This window comes from Nocardia thraciensis (assembly GCF_054782435.1).
Genome location: NZ_BAAGSM010000039.1, coordinates 96645 through 119846 on the forward strand (window position 1 = coordinate 96645; position 23202 = coordinate 119846).

Consider the following 23202-nt stretch of genomic DNA (forward strand, 5'->3'; position numbering starts at 1 on the left):
GCGGCATCGCGTCGAGGTGTCGGCCGAGGCCACCCGCGCCCTGCTGACCACCGTCCCGGAGCTGTTCCACGGCGGCGTCAACGACGGTCTGGTGACCGCACTGGTGCTGGCGCTGGCGACGTGGCGGGCGAACCGCGCGGCGGAGGCGACCGCGGACGATTCGGTACTCGTCCGGTTGGAAGGCCATGGGCGCGAAGAAGATGTGGTGCCCGGCGCTGATCTGTCGCGCACCGTCGGCTGGTTCACCGCGATCTTCCCGGTGCGGTTCGAGCTGTCCGGCATCGACATCGAGGCCGCGCTGACCGGCGGCCCGGCGCTGGGCCCGGCCATCAAGGCGATCAAGGAGCAGCTGCTCGCGGTCCCGGACAAGGGCCTGGGCTACGGCTTGCTGCGCTACCTGAACCCCGAGACCGCCGCGCGGCTACCCGAACAGCTGCCCGGCCAGGTGAGCTTCAACTACCTGGGCCGGGTGTCCGAGGGTCAGGTGCCCGAGGCCCTGCGCGGCTTCGGGTGGATCCCGGCGCCGGAACTCGGCGCGCTCGGCGGCGGCTACGACGCCGATATGCCGGTCATGGCGCCGCTGGACATCAACGCCATCGTGGTCGGCGACCAGCTGTCCGCCAATATCGGTTATCCGACAACGCTGCTCGATTCCGAGGCGGTCGCCGAGTTCGGGCGGCTGTGGGTCGAGGCGCTGGAAGCCGTGGCGCGGCACGCGGATTCGGCGGCGGCGGGTGGTCATACGCCGTCGGACTTCTCGCTGGTGCGAGTCACCCAGCACGATATCGACGGCTGGGAGCAGCGCTTCCCGTCGCTGAGCGAGGTGTGGCCGCTGTCGGCGCTGCAGGCGGGCCTGCAGTTCCACGCGCAGCTGGCCGCGGCGTCGGTCGACGTGTACACGGCGCAGGCCGTGCTCACCCTCACCGGCCGCCTCGACGCCGCCCGGTTGCGTTCGGCCGCACAGGCTCTCGTCGATCGTTACGAGAACCTGCGGACCGCGTTCGTCACCGACGCCGCGGGCAACCCCGTGCAGTTGGTGCTCGACGACGTCCGGGTGGCATGGGCCGAATTCGACCGGCGGGCCACCGGCGACGCGAGCGATCTCATCGAGGCCGACCGGATGCACCGGTTCGATCTCGCCGAGCCGCCGCTGATCCGGTTCATCCTGATTCGCGTCGCGGCCGACAGCTGGCGGCTGGCGGTGTCCAACCATCACATCCTGTTGGACGGCTGGTCGATGCCGCTGCTGATGCGGGATCTGCTGGTGCTGTACGCCACCCGCTCCGATACCGCGGCGCTGCCGCCGGTGCGGTCCTACCGGCACTTCCTGGAATGGGTTGCGCAGCAGGATCACTCGGCCTCGGTGAACGCGTGGACCACCGCACTGCGGGGCGTCTCGGAGCCGACCCTGCTGACCCGGCCGGACGCGGGTCGCGAAATCACCGCGCTCTCCGGCGAATACGTCTTCGAGCTGGACGAGGCCGCCACCGCGCGGCTCACCGAGCTGGCGGGCCAGCTGGGCGTCACCGCGAACACCGTGCTGCAGGCGGCCTGGGGAATCCTGCTGGGCCGCTGGACCGGCCGCGACGATGTGCTGTTCGGCACCACGGTGTCCGGGCGGCCGCCGCAGCTGTCCGGCGTCGAATCCATGGTGGGCCTGTTCATCAACACCGTGCCGGTGCGCGTGCGCTTCGCCGAATCGGAATCGGCGCGAGATCTGCTGGTGCGCATCCAGGGCGAGCAGGCCGACCTGCTGGACCATCACTACGTGGGCCTCGCCGAGATCCAGGCCGCGGCCGGGGTCGGGGGGCTGTTCGACACGCTGGTGGTCTTCGAGTCGTATCCGGTCGACGCCGAGGGCATTCGGAAGCAGGCCGCCGATATCGACGGCATGGCCGTGACCGGTCTGGACGCCACCGACGCGACCCACTACCCGCTGACCCTGATCGTGCAGCTCGACTCGCGGCTGCGCATTCGCGCGGGCTACCTGCGCGATCTGTTCGACGAGGACACGGTGCGCCGCATCGCCGACCGGCTGGTGCGGGTGCTGACCGCGATCACCGTCGAACCCGATGCGGCCGTGGGCGTTATCGAGCTGCTGGAGCCCGCCGAGCGCGAACTGATCGTCTCCGGGTGGAATGCCACCGAATTCGATGTCGAGGCCGCGCTGACCGAGCGGGCGGTGCCGTCCGCGACCCTGGTCGCGATGTTCGAGGCGCAGGCCGCGCGCACGCCCGACGCGCCCGCGGTGACGTTCGAGGGGACAGGTCTGTCCTATGCCGAATTCGCCGCGCGCGTACACAAGTTGGCGCGCTGGCTGATCGAGCGCGGCGTCGGTCCCGAGACCCTGGTGGCGCTGGGCATGCGCCGTTCGATCGACCTCGTCGTCGGCATGTACGCGGTGTCGGCCGCCGGTGGCGCCTACGTCCCGCTGGATCCCGAGCATCCGGCCGAGCGCACGCAGTACATCCTCGCGACCGCGGACCCGGTCTGCGTGCTCACCTCCGGCGCGGATCTGGACACCGACACCGCGCAGGTGCGCATCGATCTGCTGGAGCTGTCGGCGTATGCGGCCGAGCCGCTGACCGATGCCGAGCGGCGAGCGCCCCTGCGGCCCGAGAACACCGCCTACGTGATCTTCACGTCCGGTTCGACCGGGCGGCCGAAGGGCGTCGCCGTCTCGCACGCGGCCATCGCGAACCGCCTGGTGTGGATGCAGTCGGAGTACGGGCTCACCGCGGACGACGTGGTGCTGCAGAAGACCCCGGCGACCTTCGACGTGTCGGTGTGGGAGTTCTTCTGGCCGTTGCAGATCGGTGCGCGGCTCGTGGTCGCCCGGCCCGACGGCCATCGCGACCCGGCCTACCTGGCCGAGCTGATCGGCGCCGAGGGCGTGACGGTGACGCACTTCGTGCCGTCCATGCTCACGGTCTTCGTGACAGAGCTCGAGTCCAATTCTGCGGGTGGATCCCGGCCAAATACACGCCGGGAAGACAAGGACCTCTCGGTTCGCCGGGAAGGTGAGGATCTCTCGGTTCGTCTGGAAGGTGAGGATCTCTCGGTTCGTCGGGAAGGTGAGGGCTTCTCGGTTCGCCGGGAAGGCCAGGGCCTCTCGGGACTTCGGATGGTGTTCGCTTCCGGGGAGGCGTTGGCGTCGAAGGCGGCGCATCGTCTGCGCGAGCTGACCGGCGCCGAGCTGCACAACCTGTACGGGCCGACCGAGGCCGCGGTCGACGTTACCTATCACCGGGTGGTCGACGCGGACGTCGATTCGGTGCCGATCGGCCGCCCGGTGTTCAACACCCGCGTGTACGTCCTCGACGCGCGGCTGCGGCCGGTTCCCGAAGGTGTTGCGGGAGAGCTGTATCTGGCGGGCGACCAGCTCGCCCGCGGCTACGTCGCCCGGACCGACCTGACCGCGGACCGCTTCGTCGCCAACCCCTTCGGGGTTGAGGGGGCCGGTGCATCGGGCGCCGGGGGGCGGATGTACCGCACCGGCGACCTCGTGATGTGGAGCGGCGACGGGGAATTGCAGTACCTGGGCCGCACCGACTTCCAGGTGAAGCTGCGTGGCCAGCGCCTCGAGCTGGGTGAGATCGAGGCCGCGCTGACCGCGCTGGACGAGGTCGCCCAGGCGGTCGTCGTGGTCCGCGGCGACCTGCACACGGGTGATCAGCTGGTGGCGTATGTCGTTGCCGCGCCGGGTCTTTCGATCGATGTCGAAACGCTCCGCGAGGAGCTGGGCCAACGGCTGCCGTCGTACATGGTGCCCTCGGTGGTGATGGACCTCGAGACGCTGCCGCTCAACGCCTCCGGCAAACTGGACCGCCGCGCGCTGCCCGCGCCGGTCTTCGAGGCCGCGACCTTCCGCGCCCCCACCACGCCGGTGGAGGAGATCGTGGCGGGCACCTTCGCGGAGGTGCTGGGCCTGGAGCGGGTCGGCCTGGACGACGACTTCTTCGCCCTGGGCGGCAACTCGCTGATCGCCACCCAGGTGGCGGCGCGACTGTCCTCGGCGCTGAACACGCAGCTGGGCGTGCGCGAGATCTTCGAGGTGTCGACGGTCGCCGCGCTGGCCGCGCGCGCCGAGTCGGGAGCCGGTGCGGGCGGGCGGAATCCGCTGGTGCCGCAGGAGCGCCCGGAGCGGATCCCGCTGTCGCTGGCGCAGCAGCGGATGTGGTTCCTCAACCGCTTCGACCCCGAATCCGCGGTCGACAACATCCCGGTGGTCGTGCGGCTGTCCGGCCTGCTGGACCGCCAGGCGCTGCACATCGCGGTCGCCGACGTGCTGGCCCGCCACGAATCGCTGCGCACCCGCTATCCCGAGGTGAACGGCGCCGCGTACCAGGAGATCGTGCCGACCAGCCGGGTGATTCCGGATCTGACCCCGATCGAGGTCACCGAATCCGAACTGCCGCTGCGGCTTTCGGAACTGGTCCTGACCGGGTTCGACGTGACGGCCGAACCGCCCTTCCGGGCCGGGCTGTTCGAGATCAGCCCCACCGAGCACGTGCTGGTCGTGGTGGTGCACCACATCTCGGGCGACGGCTTCTCGATGGGCCCGTTCGCGCGCGACGTGATGACCGCCTACGGCGCCCGCGTCGACGGCGGCGAGCCCGCCTGGCGCCCGCTGGACGTGCAGTACGCCGACTTCGCGATCTGGCAGCGCCAGGTGCTGGGTTCGGAGGACGACCCGAATTCGGTGATCACCCAGCAGATCTCGTACTGGACCGAGACGCTGGCCGGTGCGCCCGAGCAGCTGGATCTGCCGTCCGACCGGCCGCGCCCCGCCGTGGCGTCGGGCCGGGGCGGCATCCACAACTTCGAGATCAGCGCCGAAACCCAGGCCAAGCTGGCGGAATTGGCGCGCGCCCGCGGCGCGACGATGTTCATGGTCGTGCACGCGGCGCTCGCGGTGCTGCTGTCGCGGCTGAGCAGCGAGTCCGACATCTCGATCGGCACGCCGGTCGCCGGTCGCGGCGACAAGGCGCTCGATGACATGATCGGCATGTTCGTCAACACCCTGGTGCTGCGCACCGAGATCGACGGCGGCACCACCTTCGGTGAGCTGCTGCGGTCGGTGCGCACCGGCGATATCGCCGCCTTCGGGCACGCCGACCTGCCGTTCGAGCGGCTGGTCGAGATCCTGAATCCGCGTCGTTCGCAGGCCCGCAACCCGCTGTTCCAGGTGATGCTGTCGCTGCAGAACAATCGCCCGACCAGCCTGGAACTGCCGGGGCTGACGGTCAGCGGCGTCGAACTGCCCACCGAGACGGCCAAATTCGACCTGGCTCTGGAACTCACCGAGCAACTGCGCGCCGCGGAGGCGACCGGCAACGGCGCCTCGGTCCCGGCGGGCATCACGGCCAAGTTCGTCTATGCCACCGACCTTTTCGACGACGAGACGGTGGCCGGATTCGCGCGACGCTTCGTCCGGATCCTGAAGGCCGTGGCGGCCACCCCGGACCGCCCGGTCGGCGACATCCCGCTGCTGGACGCCCGGGAGGCGGCACAGCAGCTACGCGGGTGGAACGACACCGCCGTCGAGATCAGTTCGCCCACACCGCTGGTCGAGCTGTTCGCCGCGCAGGTGCGCGCGACGCCGGACGCGGTCGCCGTCGTGGATCGCTCCTCCGAGGAGAGCCCGGCCACCTCGCTTACCTACGCGGAGTTCGCCTCGCGCGTACACAAGCTGGCGCGCAGGCTGATCGATGCGGGCGTCGGCCCCGACGTCCGGGTCGCGCTCGGCATGCGGCGCTCGCTGGATCTGGTGATCGCCATCCACGCCGTCCTGGAGGCCGGGGGCGCGTACGTGCCGCTGGATCTGGACCAGCCCGCCGACCGCATCGCCTACGTGCTCGAGACCGCGGCACCGACCTGCGTGCTGACCACGGCGCGCGACGCGTTCGCGCCCGATGGCCTGCCGGTGCTCGGCACCGACGACCCGGAGCTGTCGGGCTACTCCGACGCACCGGTCACCGACGCCGAGCGGGTGACGCCGCTGCGTCCGCAGCATCTGGCCTATGTGATCTTCACCTCGGGCTCCACCGGCCGCCCCAAGGGCGTCGGAGTGTCGCACGCCGCCCTGCAGCACCAGATGCGCTGGCTCATCACCGAATTCGGGATCGGCGCCGAGGACGTGGTGCTGTACAAGACCCCGGCGACGTTCGACGCCTCGGTCTGGGAGCCGTTGGCCCCCTTGCTGACCGGCGCACGGATCGTGGTCGCGACGCCGGACGGTCATCGGGACACCCGCTACCTGGCGGAGGTCATCGCCGCCGAGCGGATCACACTGGCCTCGTTCGTACCCTCGCTGCTGACCGTGTTCGCGACAACCGTCGACCCCGGTGCGCTGGGGTCGCTGCGGGCGCTGCTGGTCGGCGGTGAGGCGTTCACCGGCGAGGCGGTGAAGGCGTTCCGGCGCCTCGGCCTGTCCGGCGTCGAGCTGGTCAACCTGTACGGTCCGACCGAATTCACCGTGAACTCCACCTATTCGGTGGCTCCCGAGAGCGTCGATCCCGCGCTGCCCGCGCTCCCGATCGGTGCGCCGGTGTGGAACACCCAGGCCTACGTGCTGGACTCCCGACTGCACCCGGTGCCGCCGGGCGTCGTGGGCGAGCTGTACCTGGCGGGCGCGCAGCTGGCGCGCGGCTACGTGGATCGCGCGGGCCTGACTGCGGAGCGGTTCGTCGCCAACCCGTTCGGAGACAACGGGTCTCGCCTGTACCGCACCGGCGACCTGGTGGCGCGCGACGCCGCCGGGGCGCTGGTCTACCGCGGCCGCAGCGACTTCCAGGTGAAGCTGCGCGGCCTGCGGATCGAACCGGGCGAGATCGAATACGCGCTGCGCGAGCACGATTCGGTGGCGCAGGCCGTCGCCCTGGTGCGCTCCGGCGACCGGACCGGCGATCGGCTGGTGGCCTACGTGGTGCCCGCCGAGTCCGTCGCCGAGGCAACCGATTTCGATGCCACGCTGCGTGCGCACCTGGCGACCATGCTGCCGTCGTACATGATTCCGTCGGCGATCGTGGTGCTCGACGCCCTGCCGCTGAGCGCGAACGGCAAGCTCGACCGCCGCGCCCTGCCGGAACCGGCCTTCGAGGTCCGGGAGTTCCGGGCGCCCTCGACGCCGATCGAGGAGATCGTGGCGAACACCTTCGCCGATGTCCTCGGGCTCGATACCGGCGCGCGGGCGGTGGGTGTCGACGACGACTTCTTCGAACTGGGCGGCAACTCGCTCATCGCCACGCAGGTGGTGGCCCGCCTCGGCGCCGCGCTGAACACCCGTGTCCCCGTGCGCTTGCTGTTCGAGGCGTCCACGGTGGGCGCGCTGGCCATGCGAGTGGAGGGCCAGGTCGGCTCCGGCCGCCGCGAGCTGGTGGCCGGTCCGCGGCCCGAGCGCATCCCGCTGTCGCTGGCGCAGCAGCGCATGTGGTTCCTGAACCGGTTCGATCAGCAGTCCGCGGCGTACAACGTGCCGATGGTCGTGCGGTTGACCGGCGCGCTGGATATCGAGGCGCTGCGGGCGGCGGTCGGGGACCTGGTGGCCCGCCACGAGGTGCTCCGGACCGTCTACCCGGAGGTCGACGGCGTTCCCGTGCAGGTGATTCTGCCGGTGGCGCAGGCGCTTCCGGAGCTCGAGGTCCGTCCCGTCGCACCGTCCGAGATCGAGGCCGCCGTCCTGGAGCTGATCTCGACGATCTTCGATGTCACCACCGAGGTGCCGCTGCGGGTCGCGCTGTTCGACCTCACCGACCGCGAGGACGCCGAGGCGACCGGCGACTATGTCGTGGCGCTGGTCATCCACCACATCTCCGGCGACGGCTCGTCGGCCGGACCGCTCACCCGCGACCTGATGACCGCCTACGCGGCGCGCGCCGCCGGTGAGGCGCCGGGCTGGGCCCCGCTGTCGGTGCATTACGCCGACTACAGCATCTGGCAGCGCGAGGTGCTGGGCAGCGAGGACGACCCGGAGTCGTTGGCGGCCAAGCAGATCGGCTACTGGAAGACCGCGCTGGCGGACCTCCCCGAGCAGCTGGATCTGCCGGCGGACTACCCGCGTCCCGCGGCCCAGACCTTCGCCGGCAGCAAGGTCGCGATCGAGATCGACGCCGAAATCCACCGGGCACTGGGCGAATTGGCGCGCGCCGAGGGCGCGACGCTGTTCATGGTCGTGCACACGGCGTTCGCGGTATTGCTGTCGCGGTTGTCGGGGACCGAGGACATCGCGATCGGTACCCCGATGTCCGGCCGCGGCGAAGCGGTGCTGGACGACCTGATCGGCATGTTCGTCAACACCCTGGTGTTCCGCACGCGAGTCGATTCCGGGGCCTCGTTCACCGATCTGCTGGCGCGCCAGCGCGAGATCGACATCCAGGCGTTCGCGAACGCCGACATGCCGTTCGAGCGCCTGGTCGAGGTGCTGAACCCGGTGCGCTCCACGGCGCGGCACCCGCTGTTCCAGGTGGGCCTGTCGTTCCAGAACCTGGCACAGACCAGCCTGGAACTGCCCGGGCTGCGCGTCTCCGGGCTCGATCTGGACACGGGGCTGTCGCAGTTCGACCTGCATCTGATCGTCGCCGACAACTACGGCGAGGCGGGCGAACCGGCGGGTCTGTCCGGCTTCCTGACCTATGCCACCGACCTGTTCGAGCGGGAGACGGTGCAGGGCTTCGTCGACCGTTTCGTGCGGCTGCTGGGCGAGATCGTCGCCACGCCGCGCACCGCGGTCGGCGACCTGGAGCTGCTCGCCGGTGCCGAGCGCGACCGAATGCTGCTGAACTGGAACGACACTCGGCGCGAGGTCGCTCCCGAACTGCTGCTCGACGGCTACCGCCGCGCGGTCGCCGCGCATCCGGATCGGGTCGCGGTGGTCTACGAGGGCGCGGAGCTGACCTATCGCGAGTTCGACGAGCGGGTGAACCGCCTTGCGCGGCACCTGATCTCGCAGGGCGTGGGTCCGGAGTCGCTGGTGGGCCTCGCGGTCCGGCGCTCGCTGGACCTGGTGGTCGGCATGTACGCGATCATCACCGCCGGTGGCGCGTACGTGCCGCTGGACCCGGATCATCCGGCCGAGCGGATCGGGTACGTCCTCGACACCGCCACCCCGGTGTGCGTCCTCATCGCCGCGCATGACGATTTCGCCGTTCCGGGCGAGGCGCCGGTCGTGGAGATCGACACCGTGGACCTGTCGGGCTTCGGCGGCGAGCCGGTGCGGGCCGAGGAACTCCGCGGCCCGGTGCACCCGGACAACCCGGCCTACGTGATCTTCACGTCGGGTTCGACCGGCCGCCCGAAGGGTGTGGCCGTATCGCACGCGGCGATCCACAACCAGACCACCTGGATGCTGTCGGAATACCCGATGAGCGTCGAGGATGTGTACCTGCAGAAGACCGCGACCACGTTCGACGTCTCGCTGTGGGGCTACTTCATGCCGCTGCGCGCCGGGGCGAAGCTGGTCGTAGCCACCCCCGACGGCCATCGAGATCCCGCCTACCTGGCGGAAACGATTGCGGCGCAGCGGGTCACGGTCACCGACTTCGTGCCGTCCATGCTGACGGTGTTCGCCGCCCACACCCCGGCGGGCTCGGTGCCGACGCTGCGCGAGGTCTTCGCGATCGGCGAGGCGCTGCCGCCGGAGACCGTCGCGGCGATGCGCGCCGTGACCTCCGCGACCGTGCACAACCTGTACGGGCCGACCGAGGCGGCGGTGTCGATTACCTACCGCCCGGCGACCGGGGACGAGCGCGGCAGCGTGCCGATCGGTGTGCCGCAGTGGAATTCCCAGGTGTACGTGCTGGATTCGCGGCTGCGGCCGGTCCCGGCGGGTGTCGCGGGTGAGCTGTACCTGGCCGGTGACCAGTTGGCGCGCGGGTATGTCACCCGTCCCGACCTGACGTCGGATCGGTTCATTGCGAACCCCTTCGGGGATATGGGCGCCGACGGAGTCGGAGGCGGGCGGATGTACCGCACCGGTGACCTCGTGGTCTGGCGCGAGGGCGGCGTGCTCGAATACATCGGCCGCACCGACTTCCAGGTGAAGTTCCGCGGTCAGCGCATCGAGCTGGGCGATATCGAATCGGCGCTGCTGGCGCAGCCGTCGGTGAGTCAGGCCGTCGCGCTGGTGGTGCCGTCGGATCTGGGCGATCAGCTGGTGGCCTACGTGGTTCCGGCGCCCGGCGCGTCGATCGACCAGGGCGCCCTGCTGGCGGCGGCGGGACAGACGTTGCCCGCCTACATGATTCCGGCCGCGGTCGTGGCGCTGGACGCCTTCCCGCTGAACACCAGCGGCAAGCTGGATCGTAAGGCGCTGCCGCAGCCGACATTCGAGCGGCGCGAGTTCCGCGCCCCGTCCACGCCGATCGAGGAGATCGTGGCCGGGGTCTTCGCCGATGTGCTCGGCGTGGCCCGCGTCGGCGCCGACGACGACTTCTTCGCCCTCGGTGGTAACTCGCTGATCGCCACCCAGGTGATCGCCCGCCTGGGCGCCGCGGTCGGCGCCCGGGTGCCGATGCGCGCGCTGTTCGAGACGCCTACCGTGGCCGCGCTGGCCGCGGCGGTGGAGTCGCAGGCCCACGGCGTGCGCGCCGCCGAACTCGGCAGTATCGAACGGCCCGAGCGGATTCCGCTGTCGCTGGCGCAGCAGCGGATGTGGTTCCTCAACCGCTTCGATCAGCAGTCCGCCGCCTACAACGTGCCGATCGCGGTGCGCCTGTCCGGCGATCTCGACGTCGCGGCGCTGCGAGCGGCGATCGGTGACCTGGTCGCCCGGCACGAGGTGCTGCGCACGGTGTACCCCGAGGTTCCCCTGCCTGATTCCCCGGGCGCAACCCCGGGGCCCGTCCAGGTGATCCTGCCGCCGGGACAGGCGGTACCCGAACTCGAGGTGCGGATCGTAGCCCCGGAGGCCATCGAGGCGGCCGTGATCGAGTTCTTCTCGAACGGCTTCGACGTCACCACCGAGGTGCCGCTGCGGGTCGTGCTGTTCGAGGTGGGTAACCGGGAATACGTGCTCGCGATGGTGATCCATCACATCGCCGGTGACGGCTCGTCCGCGGGTCCGCTGACCCGCGACCTGGTGACCGCCTACGCGGCGCGCGCCGCGGGTGAGGCGCCGGGCTGGGCCCCGCTGTCGGTGCAGTACGCGGACTACAGCGTCTGGCAGCGTGCGGTGCTGGGCAGCGAGGACGACCCGGAATCGTTGGCGGCCAAGCAGGTCGGCTACTGGAAGACCGCGCTGGCTGATCTTCCGGAGCAGCTGGATCTGCCGTCGGATCGCCCGCGCCCCGCCACGCAGTCGTTCGCGGGCGGCAAGGTCGATATCCACATCGATGCCGAAATGCACCGGGCGCTGGTGGAATTGGCGCGCGCCGAGGGTGCGACGCTGTTCATGGTCGTGCACACGGCGTTCGCGGTATTGCTGTCGCGGTTGTCGGGGACCGAGGACATCGCGATCGGCACGCCGATGGCAGGCCGCGGCGAGGCCGCGCTCGACGACCTCATCGGCATGTTCGTGAACACCCTGGTGTTCCGCACCCGGGCCGACGCGGGCGCGGCGTTCACCGAACTGCTCGCTCGTCAGCGCGAGACCGATATCCAGGCGTTCGCGAACGCCGACGTGCCGTTCGAACGCCTGGTGGAGGTGCTGAACCCGGTGCGCTCCACGGCGCGGCACCCGCTGTTCCAGATGGGCCTGTCGTTCCAGAACATCGCGCTGCCGACGCTGGAACTGCCCGGCCTGACCGTCGGCGGCATGGATATCGACACCGAGCAGTCGCAGTTCGATCTGCATCTGATCGTGTCCGACCGGTACGACGAGTCCGGCGCCCCGGCGGGCATCGGCGGCTTCCTCACCTACGCGATCGATCTGTTCGACGAGTCGACCGTGCGGGGCTTCGTGGATCGGCTGGTGCGGCTGTTCGGCGAGATCATCGCCGCGCCGCGGACCCCGATCGGTGACCTCGAGCTGCTCGACAGCGGCGAGCGGGATCGAATCCTGGTGGAGTGGAACGACACTCGGCACGAGGTCGCTCCCGAAATGCTGCTCGACGGCTATCGCCGCGCGGTGGCCGAGCATCCGGATCGGGTCGCAGTGGCCTTCGAGGGCCACGAGCTGACCTATCGCGAGTTCGACGAGCGGGTCAACGTGCTGGCCCGCCGCCTGATCTATCAGGATGTAGGACCGGAGTCGCTGGTCGGCCTGGCCGTGCGGCGGTCGCTGGACCTGGTCGTCGGCATGTACGCGATCATCACCGCGGGCGGTGCGTACGTGCCGCTGGATCCGGATAATCCGGCCGAGCGCATCGCGCACGTGCTGGAGACCGCGCAGCCGGTGTGTGTGCTCAGTACGACGGCGGACGCGGTGCCCGTGCCCGGCGACGTCCCGGTGCTGCACATGGACACCGTGGATCTCGACGGTTTCGACGCAACCCCGGTGCAAGCCGACGAACTGCTCGAGCCCGTGCATCCGGACAACCCGGCCTACGTGATCTTCACGTCGGGGTCGACGGGTCGCCCGAAGGGTGTCACGGTCTCGCACGGGGCAATTCACAACCAGATCACCTGGATGCTGGCCGAGTACCCGATGGGTGTCGACGACGTCTACTTCCAGAAGACCGCGACCACGTTCGACGTGTCGCTGTGGGGCTATTTCATGCCGCTGCGGGCCGGGGCGAAGCTGGTGGTCGCCACCCACGACGGCCATCGCGACCCGCGGTATATCGCGGAAACGATTGCCGCACAGCGTGTTACGGTCACCGACTTCGTGCCCTCGATGCTCACGGTGTTCGCCGCGCACACGGCCGCCGGGTCGGTGCCGACGCTGCGCGACGTCTTCGCGGTCGGCGAGGCGCTGCCGCCGGAGACCGTTGCCGCGCTGCGGTCGGTGTCGGATGCCGCGGTGCACAACCTGTACGGTCCGACCGAGGCGGCGGTGTCGATCACGTACTGGCCCGCCACGGGCGAGGAGCGGTCGAGCGTGCCGATCGGGCGGCCGCAGTGGAATTCTCAGGTGTACGTGCTGGATTCGCGGTTGCGGCCGGTGCCCGCCGGGGTCCCGGGTGAGCTGTATCTCGCCGGTGTCCAGTTGGCGCGCGGGTATGTTGCCCGCCCCGATCTGACCTCGGATCGGTTCGTGGCCAACCCCTTCGGGGCTGCTGGCACGGGTGGGCGCATGTATCGCACCGGTGATCTCGTGGTGTGGCGCGAGGGTGGGGTGCTGGAGTACATCGGGCGCACCGACTTCCAGGTGAAGTTCCGCGGGCAGCGCATCGAACTGGGTGAGATCGAATCGGCGCTGTTGGCGCAGCCTTCGGTGAGCCAGGCCGTCGCCCTGGTGCTGCCGTCCGAACTGGGCGACCAACTGGTGGCATACGTCGTCCCGGCACCGGACGCCACGATCGATCAGGACGAGCTGCTGGCGTCCGCCGCCCAGACACTGCCCGCCTACATGCTGCCCGGCGCGATCGTGGCGCTGGATGCGTTCCCGCTCAATACCAGCGGCAAGCTGGACCGCAAGGCGCTGCCGGAGCCGACGTTCACGCAGCGCGAGTTCCGGGCGCCCTCGACCCCGGTCGAGGAGCTTGTGGCGGGCGTCTTCGCCGAGGTGCTCGGCGTCGAACGCGTCGGCGCCGACGACGACTTCTTCGCCCTCGGCGGCAACTCGCTGATCGCCACCCAGGTGGTCGCGCGGTTGAGCGCGGCGCTCGAGGCGCGGGTCCCGGTGCGGGATCTGTTCGACTACTCGACCGTGGCCGCGCTGGCGGCCCGGGTCGCGCAGCACGCCGGCTCCGGCGGCCGCCCCGCGCTGGTGACGGGGCAGCGCCCGGACCGCGTGCCGCTGTCGCTGGCGCAGCAGCGCATGTGGTTCCTGAATCGGTTCGACCAGCAGTCGGCCGCGTACCACGTGCCGGTCGCGGTCCGGCTGTCCGGTGATCTGGACGTGGACGCGCTGCAGGCCGCGGTGCGGGATCTGGTGGAGCGCCACGAGATCCTGCGCACCAGCTACCCGGACGCCGACGGCATTGCGCACCAGGTCGTGCTGCCCGCCGATCGGGCGGTGCCGGACCTCACTCCGGTCGACGTGGCCCCGGAAGCGTTGCGGGACACCATCGCCGAGCTGATCACCACCGGCTTCGACGTGACGACCGAGGTGCCGCTGCGGGCTCGACTGCTGCGCGTTGCGGACGCGACCGAATCCGGCGCAGCCATTCCCGTCATGCCCACGGCCGCAAGCGAATACGTGCTGGTGTTCGTGGCGCATCACATTGCCGCGGACGGGTGGTCGATGGGGCCGCTGACCCGGGACGTGATGCTGGCCTACAGTGCGCGGTCCACCGGCGAGGCCCCGGCCTGGACGCCGCTGCCGGTGCAGTACGCGGACTTCAGCGTCTGGCAGCGCACCGTGCTGGGCTCGGAGGACGATCCGGAGAGCCTGATCTCCGCGCAGGCCGACTACTGGCGCACCGCGTTGGCCGACCTGCCCGACGAGCTGAACCTGCCCGCCGACCGGGCACGGCCGACCGTGCCGTCGTATGCCGGTGGGCGCGTGGTGTTCCCGATCGACACCGAGTTGCGCGCGGCGCTGCGGCAGATCGCGGCCGAACAGAACACCACCCTGTTCATGGTCGTGCACGCCGCTCTCGCGGTGTTCCTGGCGCGGCTGTCGGGCACCGAGGACATCGCCGTCGGCAGCCCGATCGCGGGCCGCGGCGAGGCCGAACTCGACGAGATGATCGGCATGTTCGTCAACACCGTGGTGCTGCGCACCGAGGTGCGCGGACAGCGGAGCTTCCGCGACCTGCTCACCCGGGCCCGCGACACCGACCTGCACGCCTTCGCCCACGCCGACATTCCGTTCGAGCGGCTGGTGGAGCTGCTGCAGCCGGAGCGTTCCACCGCGCGGCATCCGCTGTTCCAGGTGGCGCTGTCGTTCGAGAACCTGCCCGAGACCGCCTTCGAACTACCCGGGCTGCGGGTCGGCGCGGTCGAATTCGACGCCGGTATCGAGAAGTTCGACCTGTCGCTGACGGTGCGGGAGGCGGCCGACGGCTCCCGGATGCTGGCCGAGTTCTCCTACGCCCGTGACCTTTTCGACGCGGCCACGGTCGAGGGATTCGCCGAGCGTTTCACCCGCTTGCTGCGGGTGATCGCGGTCGATCCGGAGGTCGCGGTCGGGGCGATCGACATTCTGGATGCGGCCGAGCGCGCCGAGGTCGTGCGCCGCACCGGCGGTCCGGCGGTTCCGGCGCGGACGCTGCCGGAGATGCTGGCGGAGGCCGTGTCTCGCGATCCGTCGGCCCCGGCGGTCATCTTCCGCGATGTCCGGCTGACCTACGGTGAGCTGGATCAGCGGTCGAATCGCTTGGCGCGCTTGCTGATCGAACGCGGTCTCGGCACGGAGGATTTCGTCGCGATCGCGATTCCGCGGTCGAGCGATTCCTACTTCGCGGAGTGGGGCGTGACCAAGTCGGGTGCGGCATTCGTGCCGATCGACCCGACCTATCCGTCGGACCGCATCGAGCACATGCTCACCGATTCCGGTGCGCCCGTGGGTCTTACCGTGTCGTCGGTCCGAGCCGATCTGCCGGATTCGGTGGAATGGCTGGTTCTGGACGAACTCGACCTGGAACAGTACAGCGACGAGGCAGTGTCGGACGACGACCGGCTGCGCCCCGTGCGCCCGAAGAACCTGGCGTACGTCATCTACACCTCGGGATCGACCGGCGTGCCGAAGGGCGTGGTCGTCCCGCACGCGGGCCTGGCGAACCTCAGCGCCGAGCAGATCGAGCGGTACAACCTCGATTCCGGTTCGCGCACACTGCATTTCTCGTCCCCGAGCTTCGACGCGTCGATCATGGAGCTGCTGCTCGCGATCGGCCCCGCCGGTGCGCTCGTGGTCGTTCCGACAGGTGTGTTCGGCGGCGAGGAGCTGTATGAGCTGATCCGCCGCGAGCAGGTCACCCACCTGTTCATCACTCCTGCGGCCCTGGCGACGTTCGACCCGACCGGCCTGGACAGCCTGCGCGTGCTGGCAGTTGGTGGTGAGGCGTATTCGCCCGAGCTGCTGGCGAAGTGGGCCATCCCGCTCGGCGAGAACGGTCCCGTCCGCGCGTTCCACAACGTGTACGGCCCGACCGAAACCACGGTCGTGGTCAATATCGGCGCACCGCTGTTGCCGGGCGATGCCCTGACGATCGGCGGCCCGAACCGCGGCGTCCGGTCGCTGGTGTTGGACAACCGGCTGCAGCCGGTGCCGGACGGTGTCGCGGGCGAGCTGTACATGTCGGGTCCGCAGGTGACGCGCGGCTACCACGCGCGCGCCGGGCTGACCGCCGACAAGTTCGTGGCCAATCCGTACCTCCCGGGCGAGCGGATGTACCGCACGGGCGACGTGGTCCGGTGGAAGGCCCGCGAACTGCGCGATGGCGAGATCGAGCACCGCCTGGAATACGTGGGCCGCTCCGACTTCCAGGTCAAGGTCCGCGGCTTCCGTATCGAGCTGGGCGAGATCGACACCGCCCTCACCTCGCACGAGACCGTCGACTTCGCGGTCACGGTGGGTCACAGGACCGATGTGGGCTCGACCATCCTGGTCTCCTACGTGCACGCGGCGGCGGGGCAGACCGTCGACGCGGCGCAGCTGACCGAGCACATCTCGGTCACGCTGCCGGAGTACATGGTCCCGACCTCGATCATGGTGCTCGACGAGATCCCGCTGACCCCGGTCGGCAAGCTGGATCGCCGGGCGCTGCCGGAGCCGGTCTTCACGGCACGCGAATTCCGTGCTCCCGCAAGCGAAACCGAGGCGCTCATCGCCGAGGTGTTCGCCGACGTGCTCGGCGTCGACCGGGTTGGCGTGGACGACTCCTTCTTCGCACTCGGCGGCGACAGCATCCTGTCGATTCAGCTGGTGTCGCGTGCCAAGGCACGCGGGCTGAACTTCAGCCCGCGCGATGTGTTCGAGCAGCGCACCGCGGCCGGTCTAGCTGAAGTCGCCGCGCTGGGCGCGGGCGTGGAGCGGCCGCGGCTGACCGAGCTGCCGGGCGGCGGCGTGGGCGAGATCCCGGTGCTGCCGGTGATGACGCACTTCCTGTCGAGCGGCTCGTCGTACCAGCGGTTCTCGCAGTCCATGACGTTGCGCCTGCCGGACGGCATCGACCGGGCGACCCTGGTCGCGACGATCGGCGCGGTCTTCGACCACCACGACGTGCTGCGGTCGCGGCTGCGCGGCGATATCGAGAACGGCTGGGAATTCGAGGCTCTGGAGCGGGGCACCGTCGACGTCGACGCGCTCGTGCACCGGATCGAGGTGTCCGCGGACATCGCCGACGACGAGCTGACCCGTCTGGCGAGCGCGGAATACGATGCGGCGCTGGGCCGCCTGGATCCCGCGAACGCCGCGATGGTGCAGTTCGTGTGGTTCGCCTTCGACGGTGCCGCGCGCCGGGACGTGCTGATGATCGCCGGGCACCACTTCGTGGTCGACGGCGTGTCGTGGCGCATCCTGATCCCGGACTTCGCGATGGCCTGGTCGCAGCTGGTCGCGGGCCAGCCGGTGGCGCTGCCCGCCAACGGGACCTCCATGCGGCGCTGGGCGCACGCCTTGGTCGAGGAGGCCTCGGCCGCGGATCGGGTCGCGGAACTGCCGTTCTGGCAAGAGATTTCGGCGACGCCGGACCCGCTGATGGGCTCGCGGGCATTCGATCCGGCGATCGACACCAACGCGACCGTCGAACGAATTCAGATCACGCTCCCGGCCGATGTCACCGACGCGGTGCTCACGGCCGTCCCGGGCCAGTACCACGGCGGCGTGAACGACGGCCTGCTGTCGGCCCTGGCCATGGCGATCGCGAAATGGCGTGGGGAACAGTCGGGTTCGTCCGCGCTGATCCGGCTGGAGGGCCACGGCCGCGAGGAGGAGGTCGTCCCGGGTGCGGATCTGTCGCGCACGGTGGGCTGGTTCACCAGCGTCTACCCGGTCCGGTTGGATCTCGCGGGCGCCGACCTGAACGACGCCTTCGACGGCGGAAACACGGTGGGGCGCATCGTCAAATCGGTCAAGGAGCAGCTGCTCGCGGTGCCCGACAAGGGCCTCGGATTCGGCCTGCTGCGCTACCTGAACCCGGAGACCGGCGCGCAACTGGGTAATTCCGGTCAGATCAGCTTCAACTACCTGGGCCGTGTCTCCACCGGGGACGCGCCGGAGGGATTGGCGGAACTGGGCTGGATGCCGGTCGCCGACCTGGGCGAGGTGTCCGGGCTTCAGGATGCCGATATGCCCGCCAACGGCGTCGTCGATATCAATGCGATCGTCACCGACGGCGACGAGGGCCCGCAGCTGAGCGCCACCTTCGCCTACCCAGCCGGACTGCTGACCGCCGACCGGGTGCAGGAGTTCGCCGACCTGTGGATCGACGCGCTGACCGCGCTCGCGGCGCACGCGCGGCGTCCCGGTTCCGGCGGCTTCACCCCGTCCGACCTGGCGCTGGTCCGGGCCACGCAGTCCGATGTCGAGGGCTGGGAGCGGCAGTTCCCCGGCCTGGTCGACGTGTGGCCGCTGTCCACGCTGCAGTCGGGCCTGCTGTTCCACGCCCTGCTGACCCAGTCGACCTTCGACGTCTACACCATCCAGGCGGTGGTGAACCTGGGCGGCGCGCTCGACACCGCGCGGCTGCGGGTGGCGGCACAGGCCGTCCTGCGGCGCTACCCGAACCTGCGGACCGCGTTCGTCGCCGACCTCGAGGGCGCCTCCGTGCAGGTGGTGCTGGACCGGGTCGAGGTGCCGTGGCGCGAGGTGGATCTCACCGGTCTGCCCGCCGAGCAGCGACCTGCCGAACTGGACCGGCTGATCGCCGGGGACCGGGCGACGCACTTCGACCTGTCCGCGCCGCCGCTGCTGCGCTACACCGTGTACCGGCTCGCGCCGGACGAGTGGCAGCTGGTGATCACCACCCACCACATCCTGCTCGACGGCTGGTCCATGCCGCTGTTGATGCGGGATCTGCTGGTGCTGTACGCGGTTCGCGGCGACAGCTCGGCACTGCCGCGGCCGTCGTCCTACCGGACCTACCTCGGCTGGCTGGCCGGGCGGGACAAGCAGGAGTCGCTCGACACCTGGCGGCAGGCGCTGGCCGGGGTGGACGAACCCACCCAGCTGGCCCCGCAGACCACGCTCGACGAGACCTACGAGATCGGCAAGCGGGTCGTCGAGATCGACGCCGACCGCACGCAGCGCCTCAAGCGCCTGTGCGCCGAACTCGGCATCACGATGAACACGCTGGTGCAGGCCGCGTGGGGCGTGCTGGTCGGCCGCATGACCGGCCGCGACGACGTGGTGTTCGGCGCCACGGTCTCCGGCCGTCCGGCCGAACTGCCCGGTATCGAGTCGATGGTCGGCCTGTTCATCAACACGCTGCCCGTGCGGGTGCGCATCGACGGCCACGCGACGGTTGCCGAGCTGCTCACCGGATTGCAAGGCGCGCAAGCGGATCTGCTCGATCACCACTATGTGAGCCTTCCGGAGATCCAGCGGGCGGCGGGCATCGGCGCACAGTTCGATTCGCTGTTGGTGTTCGAGTCGTACCCGGTGGACAAGGACGCGATCGCCGCGACCAGCTCCATCGACGGCATGTCGGTGCTCGACGCCGGGATCAAGGACGACACCCACTACCCGATCACGGTGATGGTCACCGCCGACACGACCGTCGTGCTGCAGCTCAAGCACCTGCTCAGCCGATTCACCGCCGACGAGGTGGAGCTGCTGGCGACGCGGCTGCTGCGGATCGTGGACGAGCTGCTGGCCGATCCCAAGGGCCGGGTCGCCGACATCGACGTCCTCGGCAATGCCGAGCGCGATCGAATCCTGGTGGAGTGGAACGACACTCGGCGCGAGGTCGCGCCCGAACTGCTGCTCGACGGCTACCGCCGTGCGGCCGCCGCGCATCCGGATCGGGTCGCGGTGGTCTACGAGGGCGCGGAGCTGACCTATCGCGAGTTCGACGAGCGGGTGAACCGCCTCGCGCGGCGCCTGATCTCGCAGGGCGTCGGATCGGAATCGCTTGTCGCCTTGGGCGTCCGGCGCTCGCTCGACCTCGTGGTCGGGATGTACGCCGTGCTGTCCGCCGGTGGCGCCTATGTGCCGCTGGATCCGGATCACCCGGCCGAGCGCATCGCGTATGTGCTGGAGACGGCGCAACCGGTGTGCGTGCTCACCCGCACCGTGGACGAGGTCCCGATGCCCGAGGGTATCGAGATCCTGAACCTCGACACGCTGGACCTGAGCGATATCGACGCGAGCCCGGTGCGGTCCGAGGAACTGCTGCGCCCGGTGCGCGCGGAGAATCCGGCCTACGTGATCTTCACCTCGGGGTCGACCGGGCGCCCGAAGGGTGTGGCGGTGTCGCACTTCGCGATCCAGAACCAGATCACCTGGATGCTGGAGGAGTACGCGCTCGGCATCGACGACGTGTACCTGCAGAAGACCGCCACGGTGTTCGACGTCTCGCTGTGGGGCTACTTCATGCCGCTGCGCATCGGCGCGAAGCTGGTCGTGGCCACCCCGGACGGGCATCGCGATCCGGCCTACCTGGCGGAAACCATTGCCGCGCAGGGCGTGACGTTCACCGACTTCGTGCCCTCGCTGCTCGCGGTGTTCGCCTCGGAGCTGACTCCCGGCAGCGTGCCGACGCTGCGGACGGTGTTCGCGGCCGGCGAGGCGCTGCCGCCGGAGACCGTCGCGGCACTGCGCGCGGTGTCGGACGCGGCCGTGCACAACGTCTACGGTCCGACCGAGGCGGCGGTCACCGTCACCCACTGGCCGGTGTCGGGCGCCGAGCGGCGCACCGTGCCGATCGGCCTGCCGCAGTGGAACACCCAGCTGTACGTGCTGGATTCGCGGCTGCGGCCGGTTCCGGCGGGTGTCGCGGGTGAGCTGTATCTCGCGGGTGATCAGCTGGCGCGCGGCTATGCGGCGCGCCCGGACCTGACAGCGGATCGGTTCGTGGCCAACCCATTCGGCACGAGCGAGCGGATGTACCGCACCGGTGACCTGGTGGTGTGGCGCGAGGTCGACGGTGGGGCAGGCGCCCTGGAATACGTGGGCCGCACCGACTTCCAGGTGAAGGTCCGCGGCTACCGCATCGAACTGGGTGAGATCGACGCCGCGCTCACCGCGCACCCGGATATCGACTTCGCCGTGACGCTCGGCCGCAAGACCGAGGCGGGCACCGACATCCTGGTGTCCTATGTGCGCGCGGTCGCCGAGCACACCGTCGACGTGGTGCAGGTGACGGAGTTCCTCTCCGGCCGACTGCCCGAGTACATGGTGCCGACGGCGATCGTGGTGCTCGACAAGATCCCGGTGACCGCGGTCGGCAAACTGGACCGCGCCGCGCTGCCGGATCCGGAGCTGGGTTCGCAGGAATTCCGCGCTCCCACCAGCGATATCGAGGCGACCATCGCCGAGGTGGTCGCGGAGGTGCTGGGCCTGGAGCGCGTCGGCGTGGACGATTCGTTCTTCGCGCTCGGCGGCGACAGCATCCTGTCCATCCAGCTGGTGTCGCGGGCCAAGGCCCGGGGCGTGGTGTTCTCCCCGCGTGACGTGTTCGAGCGGCGCACCGTGGCCGGACTCGCCGAGGTCGCCACGACCGGCGCCGATGCCGAGCGGCAGCGGCTGGACGAACTGCCCGGCGGTGGCGTCGGCGACATCCCGGTGCTGCCGTTCATGGCGTCGGTGCTGGCGAAGTCGGATGCCTCGTCGTACCAGCGGTTCTCGCAGTCGATGACGTTGCGCCTGCCGGACGGCATCGACCGGGCGACCCTGGTCGCGACGATCGGCGCGGTCTTCGACCACCACGACGTGCTGCGCACGCGACTGGGCGGCGACGCCGAGAACGGTTGGGCCTTCGAGGCTCTCGACCGCGGGGCCGTCGACGTGGACGCGCTGGTTCACCGCGTCGATGTCCCCGGCGATATCTCCGACGCGGAGCTGACACGCCTCGCGAACGTGGAATACGATGCGGCGCTTGATCGTCTGGATCCCGCGAACGCGGCAATGGCGCAATTCGTCTGGTTCGCGTTCGGCCCGACCGGATCGGAAACGGCCGACGGAACCGCGGAGGGAGTGGCGACCGGACAAGGTGACCGCCCTGGCGTGCTCCTCATAGCGGCGCACCACTTCGTGGTCGACGGTGTGTCGTGGCGCATCCTGATCCCGGACTTCGCCGTCGCGTGGTCGCAGCTGGCCGCGGGCCAGCAGGTGGCCCTGCCCGCCAACGGCACGTCGATGCGGCGCTGGGCGCACGCCCTGGTCGACTCCGCCGCGGAGCGGGAGCCGGAACTGCCGTTCTGGCAGGAGGTTTCGGCGACGCCGGATCCGCTGCTGGGATCGCGCGCCTTCGATCCGGCGGTCGACACCAACGCGACCGTGGACTCCGTGCGGGTGAGCGTGCCCGCCCCGGTGACCGACGCGGTCCTGACCGCTATTCCGGGGCTGTACCACGGCGGCGTGAACGACGGTCTGCTGTCGGCGCTGGCCATGGCGGTCGCGAAATGGCGTGGGGAACAGTCCGGTTCGGCCGCGCTGGTCCGCTTGGAAGGCCACGGCCGCGAGGAAGAAGCGGTTCCGGGCGCGGATCTGTCGCGCACGGTGGGCTGGTTCACCAGCGTCTACCCGGTGCGGCTGGATCTCGCGGGCGCGAACCTGTCCGAGGCCTTCGCGGGCGGAGATGCCCTGGGCCGCATCGTCAAATCCGTCAAGGAGCAGCTGCTGGGAGTGCCGGGCAAGGGCATCGGCTACGGCCTGCTGCGGCACTTGAACCCGGAGACCGCCGAGCGGTTGCCCGATGCGGGCCAGATCAGCTTCAACTACCTGGGCCGCGTCTCCACCGCGGACGTCCCCGCGCAGTTCGCCGAGATCGGCTGGGTGCCCGTGGACGACCTGGGTGAGCTGTCCGCGGTGATGGACGCGGCGATGCCCGCCAACGCGACGCTCGACATCAACGCGATCGTCACCGACGGCGACGAGGGCCCGCAGCTGGGCGCGTCGTTCGCGTTCCCGAGCGGACTGCTGACCCGGGAGCAGGCGCAGGAGCTGGCCGACCTCTGGGTCGCGGCGCTCACGGCGCTCGCCGAACACGCCCGCCGCCCGGAGTCTGGCGGCCTGACCCCGTCGGATCTGCCGCTGGTGCGCGCCGCGCAGTCGGA

1 protein-coding gene (cut by both window edges) is annotated in these 23202 nt (G+C 70.2%); it reads left to right on the forward strand.

This entire window lies inside a single protein-coding gene on the forward strand: locus ACYVLQ_RS25385, encoding a non-ribosomal peptide synthase/polyketide synthase. The 52302-nt coding sequence extends 20327 nt beyond the window's left edge and 8773 nt beyond its right edge, so the window shows coding positions 20328-43529 — codons 6776 (partial) to 14510 (partial); the first codon wholly inside the window starts at nucleotide 2. Both the start codon and the stop codon lie outside the window.